The 14,036-nt window shown below is 43.3% G+C and carries 14 protein-coding genes and 1 riboswitch; of the genes, 8 read left to right on the forward strand and 6 right to left on the reverse strand.

Annotated features, from left to right (window positions below):
• Positions 1-147: 147 nt before the first annotated feature.
• A riboswitch (SAM riboswitch) is annotated at positions 148-258 on the reverse strand.
• Positions 259-392: 134 nt separating this feature from the next.
• The 5 genes from BMX56_RS02555 to tsaE all read right to left on the reverse strand — a co-directional run bounded on the left by BMX56_RS02555 (position 393) and on the right by tsaE (position 4,719).
• Positions 393-1,124 (reverse strand): Bax inhibitor-1/YccA family protein, encoded by a 732-nt coding sequence (locus BMX56_RS02555; RefSeq protein ID WP_090640232.1) that lies wholly within the window; start codon positions 1,122-1,124, stop codon positions 393-395.
• A 144-nt stretch (positions 1,125-1,268) separates the two neighbouring features.
• Positions 1,269-2,252: a YihY/virulence factor BrkB family protein gene (locus tag BMX56_RS02560; protein WP_090641627.1), complete on the reverse strand. Its 984-nt coding sequence runs from the start codon at positions 2,250-2,252 to the stop codon at positions 1,269-1,271.
• Positions 2,253-2,339: 87 nt separating this feature from the next.
• A complete protein-coding gene (locus BMX56_RS02565; protein WP_255369751.1) occupies positions 2,340-3,017 on the reverse strand; it encodes a M15 family metallopeptidase in 678 nt (225 codons plus the stop codon).
• A gap of 4 nt (positions 3,018-3,021) precedes the next feature.
• On the reverse strand, positions 3,022-4,248 hold the full coding sequence (locus tag BMX56_RS02570; protein WP_090640234.1) for an alanine dehydrogenase: 1,227 nt from the start codon (positions 4,246-4,248) through the stop codon (positions 3,022-3,024).
• Between the two features lie 54 nt (positions 4,249-4,302).
• Positions 4,303-4,719 (reverse strand): tRNA (adenosine(37)-N6)-threonylcarbamoyltransferase complex ATPase subunit type 1 TsaE, encoded by a 417-nt coding sequence (gene tsaE, locus BMX56_RS02575; RefSeq protein ID WP_090640237.1) that lies wholly within the window; start codon positions 4,717-4,719, stop codon positions 4,303-4,305.
• A 230-nt stretch (positions 4,720-4,949) separates the two neighbouring features.
• On the opposite strand from tsaE, the gene BMX56_RS02580 reads away from it, so the two are divergent.
• Positions 4,950-5,735: a DUF1835 domain-containing protein gene (locus BMX56_RS02580; RefSeq protein WP_090640240.1), complete on the forward strand. Its 786-nt coding sequence runs from the start codon at positions 4,950-4,952 to the stop codon at positions 5,733-5,735.
• Positions 5,736-5,894: 159 nt separating this feature from the next.
• Here BMX56_RS02580 and BMX56_RS02585 read toward each other — a convergent pair whose 3' ends face one another.
• Positions 5,895-7,451 carry a glycoside hydrolase family 10-like protein gene (locus BMX56_RS02585; protein ID WP_090640244.1) on the reverse strand — a complete coding sequence of 519 codons (1,557 nt, stop codon included), beginning with the start codon at positions 7,449-7,451 and terminating at the stop codon, positions 5,895-5,897.
• Between the two features lie 345 nt (positions 7,452-7,796).
• Here BMX56_RS02585 and BMX56_RS02590 point away from each other — a divergent pair, with 345 nt between their 5' ends.
• The 7 genes from BMX56_RS02590 to feoB all read left to right on the forward strand — a co-directional run bounded on the left by BMX56_RS02590 (position 7,797) and on the right by feoB (position 13,842).
• Positions 7,797-8,711: a hypothetical protein gene (locus BMX56_RS02590; protein ID WP_090640247.1), complete on the forward strand. Its 915-nt coding sequence runs from the start codon at positions 7,797-7,799 to the stop codon at positions 8,709-8,711.
• A 344-nt stretch (positions 8,712-9,055) separates the two neighbouring features.
• Positions 9,056-10,168 carry a hypothetical protein gene (locus BMX56_RS02595; RefSeq protein ID WP_090640251.1) on the forward strand — a complete coding sequence of 371 codons (1,113 nt, stop codon included), beginning with the start codon at positions 9,056-9,058 and terminating at the stop codon, positions 10,166-10,168.
• A gap of 212 nt (positions 10,169-10,380) precedes the next feature.
• Positions 10,381-10,761: a glycine cleavage system protein GcvH gene (gene gcvH / locus BMX56_RS02600; protein ID WP_090640254.1), complete on the forward strand. Its 381-nt coding sequence runs from the start codon at positions 10,381-10,383 to the stop codon at positions 10,759-10,761.
• Entirely contained in the window at positions 10,761-11,156 is a 396-nt protein-coding gene (locus BMX56_RS02605) for a VanZ family protein (protein WP_090640258.1), read from the forward strand. The genes gcvH and BMX56_RS02605 overlap by 1 nt, the downstream gene beginning before the upstream one ends.
• Positions 11,143-11,343, forward strand: coding sequence for a hypothetical protein (locus BMX56_RS02610; RefSeq protein WP_090640261.1), 201 nt, complete (start codon positions 11,143-11,145; stop codon positions 11,341-11,343). Before BMX56_RS02605 ends, BMX56_RS02610 begins: the two co-directional genes overlap by 14 nt.
• A gap of 156 nt (positions 11,344-11,499) precedes the next feature.
• Positions 11,500-11,715, forward strand: a complete 216-nt coding sequence (locus BMX56_RS02615; RefSeq protein WP_090640265.1) for a FeoA family protein — start codon at positions 11,500-11,502, stop codon at positions 11,713-11,715.
• A gap of 12 nt (positions 11,716-11,727) precedes the next feature.
• A complete protein-coding gene (gene feoB / locus BMX56_RS02620; RefSeq protein ID WP_090640269.1) occupies positions 11,728-13,842 on the forward strand; it encodes a ferrous iron transport protein B in 2,115 nt (704 codons plus the stop codon).
• Positions 13,843-14,036 lie beyond the last annotated feature (194 nt).

Below are 14,036 nucleotides of genomic sequence, written 5' to 3' on the forward strand. Positions count from 1 at the left end.
TGGCAGTAGCCAGTTTGCAGCAGGCAGATGAAAATTACAAATTGTGGTGATTGTTCAAATCAAGAACGAAACACTGCAAACTGCAAACTCAAAACTGCCAACTATAAAAAAAGCTTACATCGAAAAGTCGGGTGTTCAATTGACTTTCGCTTATCTTTCCAGGGGCTGTTTAGCCGGCCGGGTAGAATGTAGCACCTTGTGAAGCACAGGTTGCTAAGACATCGCAGGGTCTAATCCCTCCGTCTTTCTCCATAAGCACTGCAAAGGTGCATAATAAAGCCGTAAAATGCAATAGTTTATATGCCCGGCTATATGTACGCTAAGTAAATTTATGTGTACAAAAAAAGCTGCCTTTGCGGGGCAGCTTCTAAATAATAAATATTGGTTGCTTATTATCTTCTTCTGCCAAATAAACGCAGGATCATCAGGAAAAGGTTGATGAAATCAAGATATAAGGTTAAGCCGCCCAATAGTGCCATTTTTCCCGCAGAAGCATCGCCATATTCAAGGCCGGCACCAATACGTTTTAATTTTTGCACATCATAGGCGGTTAAGCCAACAAATACCGCAATGCCGATATAGCTAATAATGTATTCCAATTGGGTGCTGCCTATAAACATGTTAAATAACGAAGCAACGATGATACCTATCAGGCCCATCATCATTAGCGAGCCGAATTTTGTTAAATCGGTATTCGTAGTATAACCTGCTATCGCCATGATGCCGAAAACAACCGAGGTTGTCACAAATACGCCGATTACCGAGCCGGTGGTGTAAACTATGAGTATATAGCTTAAGCTGATACCCATTACCGCCGAGAATGCTACAAATAGCAAGGCCGCCACAGCATATGAAAGGCGCTGAAAGCCAAAAGAAATGATTAAAACAAATGCAAGCGGAGCAAACATTACTAATGTGCCTAAACCTGTATTACGGCCGGTTTCCGGGTCCCTAAGCATTTGATATAAGGCTTGGTTTTGAGAAAACACATAGGCGCAAATGGCAGATATGCCCAAAGCCACAAACATCCATAAAAATACATTGGCTATAAATTTACGCGATGCGTCTTGTTCTGTTATTTGGATTACATTTTTGTATTCGAATCCAGGATCTTTAATTTCCATTTTTTTATTAATAAATTAATACACGAATATACGAAGAATTGGTGAATATATTGTGAAGGGAGGTATCAGATGGCTGCGCATATCGAATCAATCCGGAAGTCAAAATCTTGCTACTTGATACTAACTACTTGCTACTGTCCTTAACTACTTACTACTTTCTTCCTTTTTCAAATGCCCCTGCAATTGCGGGTTTTGGGGTGGTAAGCTTTTTACATGGCGTTCTACCTCTGTTTGCTGTACCGATACCGCGTAATCTGCTGGTTCAATGTGGCTGCCGATGGCCTCGGCATATACCTGCGTAAATTCGGCACCAATGTATAGTATGGCAGATGTATAGTATATCCAAACCAGGATAACTATTATGGACCCGGCTGCGCCGTAAGCCGAGCCCTGGGCGGTGTATTGGATGTATAAGCTGATCAGGTATTGGCCCAGCATAAATAACAATGCGGTAAAAAAAGCACCGGTGCGCACATCTTTCCATTTAATCTTTACATCTGGTAAAAACTTGAAGATAATGCCAAACAAGGTAGTTATCACAATAAGGGTGAGCGCGAGGTTGACCCCTTTCAGCAGAAACCCTGTTACAATTGGAAAAAAATGTGCTATCCTTCCCTTTAAAGCATCAAGTACGAGGTTTATTGTAAGCGTTGCCAACAGTAAAAACCCCAGGCTTATAATTAACGAAAAAGATACAAAACGATTTTTAAGCAATTGGACCCAACCACTTTTAGGTTTGGCTTTTACCCGCCAGATGGTATTTAATGAATCCTGTATCTCGATAAAAATACTGCTGGCACCCAATAATAAGGTAACTGTGCCAATTACCACAGCCAGGCCCGATTTGCCCGAGAGCGCCAGGTGCTTTAGTGCATCCTGAATTTGCAATGCAGGCCCCGAACCAACATAATGGGCTATTTGGGGATAAAGCCTGTCAGTAGCTGCATCCTGGCCAAAAACAAGGCCGGCTACTGATATTATAATGATTAGCAGCGGCGCTATGGAAAAAACAGTGTAATAAGCCAGCGAGGCGCTTAGTTTTAGCCCGTTATCACTTGCAAAACCCTTGAAGGTAGCTATTAATACTTTCCAAAGCTGTTTTAAATATTCTTTGCTGATAACTTTCATGTTTACCATATTAATCATTTTATTGCCCTCCTGCGATTGGCGAGCAATTATAATGCCTTTGTCGCTTTAAATTAATTCCGGTTAAATTTATAATGCCCTAAACGGAATATCGGCCAGTTGATAATTGCGCCACCCGTCAAAATCATAATGCCACCACTCGGTGGGTAATATCGTAAAGCCATGTGCGTGCATAATTGTTTTAAGTAACTCGCGATTAGCCATTTGTTGTGGTGTTGAACCGGCGTAATTAGCCGACGCCTTTTTGCTGAAACTATCAAAGCCTGTAGGCATATCCAGTTCTTTTCCTGTTTTAAGGTCAATCAATGTAAGGTCGATAGCGCAGCCACGGTTGTGTTTGGAGCCGAATTTGGGGTTGGCGACAAAATTGGTATCGGGCGTGGTTTCGTAAAATGCCACCGTGACCGAATATGGCCGGTAAGCATCAAATATTTTTAGGCCAAGTCCCCGTGTTTTTAAATCAGCCTGAATATCCTTTAAAGCTTTTACAACCGGCAGCCTTGCGTATGCCTTAGCTTGCCTGTACATAACCCGATGCATAAAGTTGTTGGTTGTGGCATAGCGGATATCCAGTTTTATAGCCGGGACGTATTTTGTAATTTCAACCAGGCGCTTATTTGAATCGGACCTCACCTGTGCTTTATACCCTGCAATGCCGCAAACGCGGGCGCTGTCAATATACTTATAACGCTGGGCACCGGCATTGAGGCTAAGTAAAACAAAAACAAGCAGGCAATAACGCATCATACTATTACCTGTGCGATACGATGAGCAGGTCAAGATCTTTACATGGAATTGAAAACCGCTCGCCAATGTACTTATTGGTGAGCTGCCCCTGGTAAATGTATACCGCGTTACGTACGCCCGATTTTTGCCATATCACGTTTTTAATACCGCCCTGCTCGCCTATATCCAGCAAAATGGGGGCAAAAATATTGGTGAGGGCATAGGTTGCAGTACGGGCAACCCTCGAGGCGATGTTGGGCACGCAATAATGGATAACATCGTATTTGCGGAAAACGGGGTGCGTATGGTTGGTAACCTCCGAGGTTTCAAAACACCCTCCCTGGTCAATACTCACATCGATGATAACCGAATCTCGTTTCATGCGGCTTACTGTTGCTTCGGATATGATACACGGGCTGCGGCCATCCTCGGCGCGGATGGCGCCAATGGCCACATCACAGGTGGTAATGGCTTTTTCTAACACGATAGGCTGCACCACCGAAGTGAATACCCTTGCGCCAATGTTGTTTTGCAGGCGCCGCAGTTTGTATATTGATGAATCAAAAACCTTTACTTCGGCACCTAATGATATGGCTGTGCGCGCGGCATATTCGCCAACGGTGCCCGCGCCTAATATTACAATTTCGGTGGGCGGTACACCGGTAATGCCTCCCAGCATCAGGCCTTTACCCTCAAAAACATTGCTTAAATATTCTGCGGCTATCAGTATTGATGTGGCCCCAACTATTTCGCTCATGGCCCTTACCACGGTTAACGAGCCGCCTTCATCAAGCAAATGCTCAAAACACAGGGCGGTAACATTTTTTTTCATGAGAGCATGCAGACTATCGGCTTTAAGGGTAGCCAATTGCAAGGCCGAGATCAGGATCTGGCCATGTTTCATCATTTCAATTTCCTGCACCATAGGCGGTGCAATTTTAATGATGATATCGGCCTCGTAAACTGCTTTGGTATCATAAACAATCAGTGCACCCTGCTCGCTGTAATCCTTATCGCTAAAATTGGCTGCCTGCCCGGCATTGCTTTCCAGCATTACCTGGTGCCCGTTATTAACCAACAACGCAACTGAAAGGGGGGTAAGCGGAATCCTGTTTTCCTGGAAGGAAATTTCCTTGGGAATGCCAATAAATAATTGATTCTTTTTGGTTTTAACCTCCAGCATTGATTCCTGGGGTTGCATCATGGCCTGTTTGGCAACATCCGAAAACCCACTGTATTTCCCTGAACTCATGTATATGTTTTTTTTCTGGCTGATGAAGATAAGAAAAAAGGATGTATCCTGAAACTAAATATTTTCGACGCCGACCTGCCTTGCGCCATCGTCCAACACCTTAATGGTTATGTTTGAATAATGTGGGGGCAACAGGTCTGGGATTTTTTCCGGCCATTCAATAAAGCAGTAGGCGCCCCCGTAAAAATATTCTTCATAGCCCATATCCAGCGCTTCGGTTTGATTTTTAAGGCGATAAAAATCAAAGTGATAAATTTTATCTTTTGCGGTATGGTACTCGTTAACGATAGAAAATGTAGGGCTGCTGATATTATCAGTGGTATCCAGCGCCTTGCATAATTCTTTGATCAGTGTGGTTTTACCCGCGCCCATATCGCCGTAAAATAAAAAAATACGGTTATTGCCGGCATGCTCAATAATAGCCCGGGCTGCCTGGGGTAAGTTGGATATAGATGGAATGGTTAGTTGCATAGGCCCCCTCTAAATCTCCCCCGGTAGGGGAGACTTTTAGTTAGTCTTTTAGTTTTTATTAAGCCCTCCCTTCCGGGGAGGGTTTGGGTGGGGCTAATTTAATCAAATATTCCCAACCAAAAATTTCAAAAATCTATTGAACGCTTTAATCAACATGGCAACAAAAATATTTTCAAAAAAACGCATCAATCCATAACAAAACCTGTTGTTTTGTATATAATCAGGCTACTATGAGTAACATTCTTCATATCCTTAACGGCGATTCAACGCTGCATAGCTTTAACCAAACCGGCCTTGATGGCGATGTAATGGTTTGGCGCGAGGTTTTATCCGAAGGTCCATTGCAGGAAAACATCTCGTCGGGCACTTTCTGGAGCAATCGATCCAGGTGGATCAAGAAAACTTTTAACGAGCCGGAAGAAGAATATCAGCATAAGGTGATTGACGAACTGGGTAAACTAAACGGCCAGTATGATGAGGTTAACCTTTGGTTTGAGTTCGACCTGCATTGCCAGGTAAACCTGTTGGGAGTAATGTGCATACTTAACCAGCAAACCAATATGTCGGCGCCTGCTGTATTCCTGATTTGCCCCGGCGATTTTCCCGGCATCGACGATTTTAGAGGCATTGGCCAGTTAAGCGGCGATCAGCTGGAAGACCTGTATGACAGCCGCGAACAATTGAGCGACTGGGAATTCGAGCTGGCGGCCGAAGCCTGGCCTTTATACGTTAACGGCAATGCCGATGAATTGGAACAATGGCTTAATGGAAATTCCTTCTGGGGCGCGTTACACCTGTTGAAGCCTGCGCTACTTGCGCATTTAAAACGCTTACGGCTAAATGCAAACGGCCTAAATCACATTGAACAAAAACTGCTTGACATTTATAACAGCGGTGTAAAAACCAAGCTCGAAATGTACAATGTATTTTGGTCGGCAGAAAAAATATATGGCATGGGCGATAGCGAGATAGATATTTATCTTGAACGGCTTAGTCAAAAGCAGTTCATCAATTAATCCGCCGGTGTGCCCGCAATGTTATCAAATTAACAACGATTTTAATATCGAACACTGAATGTCCAATATCGAATAATGAAGGAAAACTTCGATGTTGGAAATTCGTTATTCTATATTATTTGTGCTTACTTTTTTTACCTAATGACATTAGGCTTACTCCTACGGCACCGTGACCGCTATGGTTGGCGACCGCTCACTTTCGTTCTTCATCCTGTCAAGCGCCGTTACTACATAAAAATAGGTTTTTCCTTTTTGTACGGCAGTATCATCATAAGCGGGATTGGCATTGTATTGAATTTTGAGAATATTTTTCGGATCGTCGATATTTATTTTCTCGTTATCAAAACGGTATATCACGTAGCCGTAAACAGGCTCTTCGTCTTTAGCCAGTGCCGGGGCTTGCCACCTTACAGCTACGCCACCTTTTAAGCCCGGGCGGGCCGTAACGTTTTGAGGCGGATTGGGCGCTATCGAATCGCGCCAGAGCATTACCGGTGGGAGGGCAGGGTACCGGTAATAATTATCCCGCAACGAATCGGTTATGCCCAGGGGGTTATTTGTAAGCGAACTGGAACTAAAATACACACTACCCTGCACCCGCGGGTTATTCCTGATGAGGGTTATCTGGTTGGGCAGCTGGTCTGGGTTTTTAAAGGCCAGGGTTTTACGTTCGTTAATACGGTAGGCGGCCTGGCCTATATAAAGATGCCTGCCATAGGTATTATCGCTCCACCAGCTTAATAATTTATCAAAAGCGGCAGCCCGGTTGCCAATTGGCCAGTATAGCTGCGGGTTTATATAATCAATCCAACCTTCTTCCATCCATTTGCGCGAGTCGGCGTAGTTTTCGTAATAGGATGAGCCGCCATTGGTTTCAGATCCCTCGTCATTTTGTGACTTATTGGCCCAGATGCCAAAGGGGCTGATGCCGAATTTAATGTTAGGATCATGCGCGTGTACACTGTCGGCAATCATCTTTATCAGGAGGTCAACATTGTGGCGGCGCCAGTCTTTTATATTATCAAACCCTTGCCCGTATTTGGCATAGGTACCCTCATCGTTTATTTTTTGGCCGGCAATGGGGTATGGATAAAAATAATCGTCCATGTGTACACCGTCTATGTCATAATTGTCTACCACATCTAATATTACCTGCACAATATAGTCGCGCACTTCGGGCAGGCCGGGGTTAAAAGTTTTGATGCCCCCATAAGTAAAAAACCAGTCTGGTTTTATACGGGTAATATGCTGCGGGCTTAGCAAAGCAAAATTGCCATCAAAAGTAGCCCTGTACGGGTTAAACCAGGCATGCAGTTCCATGCCGCGTTTGTGGGCTTCGGTAATGGCAAATTCCAGCGGATCGTAACCCGGATTTTGGCCTTGCCTGCCGGTTAAATATTTTGACCATGGTTCGCGGCCTTTGGCATAAAGGGCATCGGCGGCGGGCCTTACCTGTAGCATAATGGCATTAATCCCGGTTTCCTGGTGCGAATTCAGGATATCCAGCAATTGCTGCTTTTGCTTTTCCATGGTAAGTTTGGTACTTGTTGGCCAGTCGATATTGACAACAGTAGCTATCCAAACGCCCCTGAATTCGCGCTTGGGTTGGGTTTTAACAGCGGCCGGGGCATTAGCCGGTTCGGCCGGCTGCGCACTAACGCTTGTTATAATAAACAGGGTAAATATCAATAGTAAAATATAGCGGGATATATGCATTAAAGCCGATTTATTAAAGCTGCAAAGATATAAAACTCACATTGCAGGTGTTTTATTATAACTTATAAAATTTGCTTGCATGTTGTGTTTTTGGCATTTTGTGCTTAATTTTAGCCGTCACCAATACATTTTTCAACCTGCATTTTTTTGAAAATCATATTTTTAACCTTTTTACGTTTAATATCGCTAAAGAGTTAACCACAAAAAAAACAGTTAACATTGCAATAAAAGCATGTAATATCAATTAATATGAATATGCTTGTACATTAACACCCCGGTTAAACGGTAAATTTTTAAAACACCAGCCGTTTTAAACTGTATTTAAACTTTAAATAATTAATTGCTATGGAAAATCAATATGGGCAACCACCTAAGAAAAATTCAAACGTAATTTATTTTCTGATTGTGGTGGTTTTGGCTTTGTTAGGTACTGATGTGTATTTGTACCTGCAGAAAAATAAGTCGGACGTGCGGATAGTTACCCAACAGGACGAACAAACCAAATTAAAAGCAGACCTGGATAGCCTTGAACACCAGGTTGAGTTGGTAAATGCTGGAAAGGCCAAAATGTCGGCCGAAATGATAGCCAAAAATGACTCATTAAAAGAAAAAATTAAAGTTTTAAGAGTGCAATTGGCCAAGGGTAAGCTTACTAAGGCCGAGTTGGTAAAAGCCGAAGAAGATGTTAAACAACTGCGTTATTTTGTAACCAAATACACTGCCGATATTGAAGAGCTGCATAAACAGAATGCCACGCTCACAACAGAGCGGGATACGCTGAAGAACAACCTGGCCACGGTATCAAAAAAAGCAGATACCCTTACCAAGCAAAACCAGGATTTGGATGCCAAGGTAAAAGTGGCCCAGGCCTTAAAGCTGGCCACATCAAATATTGTGGCCTATAAAATAAAGGGGAGCGGTAAAGAGGTTGACGTAACCCGTGCCGGGCCTGCCAAAAAGATAAAGATTAATTTTACAGTTGCCAGCAATACATTGGCCAATAAAACTATGCACGATATTTACGTGCGCATTATTGACCCTACCGGCAACCTGATAACCGCGCCCGATGGCGGTACTTTTAGCGCCGATAACGCTGATCTGCAATACACATACAAAACATCCATCGATTTTAAAGATGATGGCACCGAGTATACCATTGATTGGGTTAACCCAACGCCTCCGTTTGTAAAAGGCACATACACCGTTTTGCTTTATGCTGATGGCAGTACAATGGGAAAAACAGGTTTTACACTGAAATAAAATTATTTTATTTAATTAATGAAAGCCCTGTTCCGGATGATGGAACAGGGCTTTTTTGATTTAACAGGGGTGGATGCCTGTTATAAAATATGGTTTTGACTATGCAGTTTAAATCATGAGCATTCAAAGCAAAATCGTTCTGTTTTGATTAAACAACGGTTATTGCCGGTGCGGTATCGGTATCAGGGATTTAACCACATTTGCTCTGATTTTCAATGAGATAGTGTAGTGTTTTGAGCGTATAATCCGTAAAAATACCTTTGTGATAACGTAGTTTTACGTGGCAATATTCACCCGGGAGCGACTAAATTTACTTAGTCAATTAAATCTAAAGCCCTGCAATTATGGATCGCGCCATCATCGAAAGAGACCAAAGACAACGTGAAAAAATATTACCGGTACTTTATTTTTGTTCAACATTTTTTGGGCTTGGGTTTATAAGTGCGCTTATTTGGGCGCATAATGTGCAGGCGGCCATGACGGCGGTTGAGTGGATTATCGCCTGTACTATTAGCGGCGGTTTCGTTGGGTTCCTTTTCGGCGTCCCCAAGGTAGTGCAAAATGCCGGCACGCCCGCTGGTACCGAAAATTACCGCCAGCAAGTTAATACCAATCTTTCTGATATATCAGATTGGCTTACCAAAATAATAGTTGGTTTGGGGCTGGTAAAGCTCACCAAAATTCCACCCTATTTAAAAGGCATAGCGCAGGCCTTTGCCACGGGCCTTAATGAAGCAGGTAAAACCGAAGCGCCCACTGCTATGGCTTTTGCATACGGGCTTGTTATAGGCTACTTTGTGGTTGGCTTTTTGTTTGGTTACCTGGTTACCCGCCTTTACCTGGCTGCCGAATTCAGGGAGGTAGATAAGGCTGCTACCCTAACCGAACTAAAAAATCAAATTGATACAGCACAGGCAAAAATTGAAAACGTAGAAGCCGGGCAGTCTATGCTCACCCAGTCGCTCATTCAGAACGCGCCGGCCACGGTTGCAGGCGATAAACAAGCCAACCTTGACAACCTTAAGGCGCAGGCAGATGCCTATATGAATATCCAGTCTGGTGATTATGGTACCCGTGTGCGCCTGAAAAATGCCAGCGCGGGCAACATGGCTGCTTATGCATTAACCAATAAGATTACCAAGGATGAGATCCTGGAGCTCAACGCTACATCCTTTAACCAGGGGCTTATTGTGGCGCTTGCAACGCTGATCATCGCCAAACCCGAACCCGGCGACCTTGATCGTTTGCTGCAGTACGCAGACCAGGTAACCTGGAAACACGTAGAATACCGTGTGCTAAATGCTATTAGCCAGTTAATGGCTCAAAAACTTATTAAAAACGCGGATAAGAGCCGGGTTAATAAACTCCTTGACCTATACCGCAAAAATGCCGATACTTCTATACTCGACCGAATAAAAATCCTAAGTGCCCAGGTGACGGATTACAGCGAGAAATAGTAACCGGGTATACGGTTGACCCTTTAACGATACTGCCGGAATTATTAGGTAGTATTTAGTCGGAAGTCTTAAGCCCAAAGTCGAAAGCAGGAAAATCATACCCGAGACTTACGACTAAAAACTTTCGACTTAATACTTCTGCCTCCCAATAAATCTTTAATTATTGCTATAGCCTAATTTTTATTATTTTTGGGCACATAAAATTTAACAACATGAATTTTCCCGCTGAATTAAAGTACACTAAAGACCACGAGTGGATAAAAGTTGAAGGCAATGAAGCTACAATTGGCATTACCGAATTTGCGCAAAGCGAGCTTGGCGATATTGTTTATGTTGACATTGCATCCTTAGGGAAAGAAGTTGCTAAAGATGCTGTTTTTGGCACCGTTGAAGCTGTAAAAACAGTATCAGACCTGTTTATGCCTGTTACGGGTACGGTTACCGAAATTAACCCTGCCCTTAACAACCAGCCCGACCTGGTAAACTCTGATCCTTACGGCGAAGGCTGGATGGTGAAAATAACAGTTGCCGATGCTTCGGAACTTGAAAGCCTTTTATCTGCCGGCGACTATAAATCTGTTGTTGGCGCTTAATGAAAGCAACACTAAAATATCACGGGCCCGCAATATTGTGGGCCTTATTTATTTTGATAATTTGCTCCGTCAACATGGGGGCGGCAGGCGACTCACCTATGTTTTTTAAGGGCTTTGATAAGCTTACGCACACCGGTTTGTTTTTTACATTGGTTGTATTGTATTGCAATGGAGCAATAAGGCAACAAAACCCAAGGAAATTATCGTATACACGAGCGTTAATAATAATTATAGTCGCGATTGCCTTTGGTGGCTTAATTGAAATATTGCAATGGAAGTTTTTTACATGGCGCAGCGCCGAATGGAGCGATTTCTTTTGCGACGGGCTGGGTATATGTATGGGTATTTTTGGTGTTATGCTGACAGTAAGTGCAATGGGTAATGAAAAAAAGTAAACTAATCATTATAGGAGCGGCAGTCCTGCTCGTTGGTTTTTCATCATGTGGTATCTTCAAAAAAGGATGCGGTTGCCCAACGTTTGGAAAAATCAAATTTGCAGAAGAAAAAGGATGTGCAGATATGCAGATTTCAAATGTGCAAATGATGGGACAGTTGATTGATGGGCAGGTATCTGTTTGTTGATTCAAAATTCTTAAACTCTGATTTAAGCAACATTCATCTTAATAAATCATTTTTCGTCATCTGCACATTTGAAATCTGAAATTTGCACATCAAAAGCTTCGCTTTATTTGGATTTAATATAAATAAGCTTACATTTGCTCAGGTTAATTTTATACGATGACACTTTCACAACTTGAAGTAGGCGAAACAGGAATTGTTAAAGAATTTACCGACCTTGAAATGTCGGTTAAATTGATGGAAATGGGATGTTTACCGGGTGAAGAAATTAAAATTTCGCGCATAGCGCCCCTTGGCGACCCTATAGCTATTCACGTTTCGGGCTACCAGTTAAGCCTTCGTAAATTTGAGGCCTCCACTATTATTTTGCAGTAGTTTTTGTAAGCATTGAAAGCCGATATAAGAGTTGCGCTTGTAGGAAACCCAAACACCGGTAAATCAACTCTGTTTAATATTTTAACCGGTCTTAATCAAAAAATAGGAAATTTTCCAGGGATTACGGTCGACAAAAAAACAGGTTTTTGCCTGCTGCCCGATGGCCGTACCGCCGAAATCATCGATTTGCCCGGCACCTACAGCATCTACCCCAAAAGTAAAGACGAATCTATTGTATTTTCTGTTTTGGCCGATAAAGCCAAAGACATGGTGCCCGACTTAATTGTGGTGATCCTGGATGCATCCAACCTTAAACGCAACCTGCTGCTGTATACCCAGATAGCCGATCTTAAAATTCCGGTTGTAGTTGCCCTCAACATGATTGATGTATCCGAAAAAGCGGGTATTAAAATTGACGTAAACCTGTTTGCACAGAAGTTGGGCGTACCTGTGGTGCCTATATCGGCCCGTAAAATAAAAGGGATTGATCAGCTTAAAACAACTATCGCTTACGCCAATAAAGTTGCCCTGCAGCAAGATACCATTGATGTACAAGCTATTGCTCCCGGACTTATAGCGCAAATACAAAACGAGTACAAAATAGATAATCCATATTTTGCCCTGCAGCTGGCCCACCAGCACGAAACGCTTGGTTTTTTAACTACCCGGGAAAGTGAGCGTGTTGAACAGCTGGAAAAAGAGCACTCTTTCCATTCGCAAAAAGCCCAGGCTACTGAAACCATTGCCAGGTATAATTTTATAAATGATTTGCTATACGATACAGTTAAAAAGCCGGAAACAGCCCATGACGAAACGGTAAGCAATAAAATAGATAAAGTATTAACGCACAAAATATTCGGCTTTATTATATTTTTTGCCATACTGTTGTTCATCTTCCAGGCTATATTTTCCTGGTCGGCTTATCCGCAGGAACTCATCGGCGATTTGTTTTTGTGGATGCAAAACTCCATAAGCAAGGTGTTGCCGGCTGGTCCGCTGGTTAGTTTATTGGTTGATGGCGTATTGGCCGGCCTAAGCGGCGTGTTGGTTTTTGTACCCCAGATAGCCATTTTGTTTGCGCTGATATCGATATTGGAAGATACGGGCTACATGTCGCGTGTTACGTTTATGATGGATAAAGTGATGCGTAAAGTTGGGCTTAACGGAAAATCGGTAGTGCCACTTATTGGTGGCTTTGCCTGCGCCGTGCCATCAATTATGAGCACCCGTAATATCGAAAACTGGAAAGACAGGATGATTACCATCATGGTTACGCCATTGGTAGCCTGCTCGGCCCGCTTACCGGTTTATACGTTATTGATTGCCCTTGTGGTACCCAACCGTAACGTTTGGTGGCTTTTTAACCTGCAAGGCCTGGCGTTAACAGCTATGTACCTGCTCAGTATCGTCTCGGCTATTACTGTTGCCTTTGTCATGAAATTTATACTGAAGGCCCGCGAACGCGGCTATTTTATTATGGAGCTGCCCGTTTACCGCATGCCCAGGTGGAAGAATGTGGCGTTTACGATGTATGACAGGTCTAAAACGTTTGTGCTGCAGGCTGGTAAAGTGATCATAGCGGTATCTATTATATTATGGGTATTAAAGTCATACGGCCCCGGCGATAAATTTGCGCAAATAGATAAAACCTACAGCCAGCCCCGGTATACCAAAACCATGACACCCGATAGCCTGAGTAAAGTTATCGCATCCGAGAAACTGGAAAGCTCCTATGCCGGCGTTTTTGGCCACGTAATTGAACCCGTTATTAAGCCCTTAGGGTTTGATTGGAAAATAGGGATAGCCCTCATCAGCTCCTTTGCCGCCCGCGAGGTTTTTGTGGGCACCATGGCCACTATTTACAGCGTAGAAGGCGACGCAGATAAGATGGAATCTGTTCAGCAAAAAATGCATAGCGCCACCAACCCCGATACAGGCAAACCTGTATTTACTTTGGCCGTGGCTTTTTCACTGATGATGTTTTATGCCTTCGCCATGCAATGCGCCAGTACAGTGGCCGTGGTATACCGCGAAACCAAAAACTGGCGCTGGCCCGCGGCGCAATTTGCTTATATGACGGTGCTGGCATACTCGGCCAGTTTTATTGTTTATCACTTGCTGAAATAGTTTTTTTGGCTTATAGTTGATAGATCATGATTCATGGCTGCTCTTCGTTCGCCCGTGGGCTTCTACAATGCTGTTGAGTTAAGAGATTTCCGCACAAAGATGGCAGTGGCGCAAAAGTGATTTGCTTATTTTTTCTGGCGTTGTGGCCTGGAATGGTCTTTTAAATTTATTACCCCAAAAGATGGCCCCTCACT

It is taken from the genome of Mucilaginibacter sp. OK283 (assembly GCF_900110415.1).
In the GTDB taxonomy this organism is placed as follows: domain Bacteria; phylum Bacteroidota; class Bacteroidia; order Sphingobacteriales; family Sphingobacteriaceae; genus Mucilaginibacter.

What these genes read in the sequence shown, in the direction of transcription:
- BMX56_RS02555 (WP_090640232.1), bottom strand. Translation starts at nt 1,124, where the DNA reads ATGGAAATTAAAGATCCTGGATTCGAATACAAAAATGTAATCCAAATA.
- BMX56_RS02560 (WP_090641627.1), bottom strand. Translation starts at nt 2,252, where the DNA reads ATGAAAGTTATCAGCAAAGAATATTTAAAACAGCTTTGGAAAGTATTA.
- BMX56_RS02565 (WP_255369751.1), bottom strand. Translation starts at nt 3,017, where the DNA reads ATGATGCGTTATTGCCTGCTTGTTTTTGTTTTACTTAGCCTCAATGCC.
- BMX56_RS02570 (WP_090640234.1), bottom strand. Translation starts at nt 4,248, where the DNA reads ATGAGTTCAGGGAAATACAGTGGGTTTTCGGATGTTGCCAAACAGGCC.
- tsaE (WP_090640237.1), bottom strand. Translation starts at nt 4,719, where the DNA reads ATGCAACTAACCATTCCATCTATATCCAACTTACCCCAGGCAGCCCGG.
- BMX56_RS02580 (WP_090640240.1), top strand. Translation starts at nt 4,950, where the DNA reads ATGAGTAACATTCTTCATATCCTTAACGGCGATTCAACGCTGCATAGC.
- BMX56_RS02585 (WP_090640244.1), bottom strand. Translation starts at nt 7,451, where the DNA reads ATGCATATATCCCGCTATATTTTACTATTGATATTTACCCTGTTTATT.
- BMX56_RS02590 (WP_090640247.1), top strand. Translation starts at nt 7,797, where the DNA reads ATGGAAAATCAATATGGGCAACCACCTAAGAAAAATTCAAACGTAATT.
- BMX56_RS02595 (WP_090640251.1), top strand. Translation starts at nt 9,056, where the DNA reads ATGGATCGCGCCATCATCGAAAGAGACCAAAGACAACGTGAAAAAATA.
- gcvH (WP_090640254.1), top strand. Translation starts at nt 10,381, where the DNA reads ATGAATTTTCCCGCTGAATTAAAGTACACTAAAGACCACGAGTGGATA.
- BMX56_RS02605 (WP_090640258.1), top strand. Translation starts at nt 10,761, where the DNA reads ATGAAAGCAACACTAAAATATCACGGGCCCGCAATATTGTGGGCCTTA.
- BMX56_RS02610 (WP_090640261.1), top strand. Translation starts at nt 11,143, where the DNA reads ATGAAAAAAAGTAAACTAATCATTATAGGAGCGGCAGTCCTGCTCGTT.
- BMX56_RS02615 (WP_090640265.1), top strand. Translation starts at nt 11,500, where the DNA reads ATGACACTTTCACAACTTGAAGTAGGCGAAACAGGAATTGTTAAAGAA.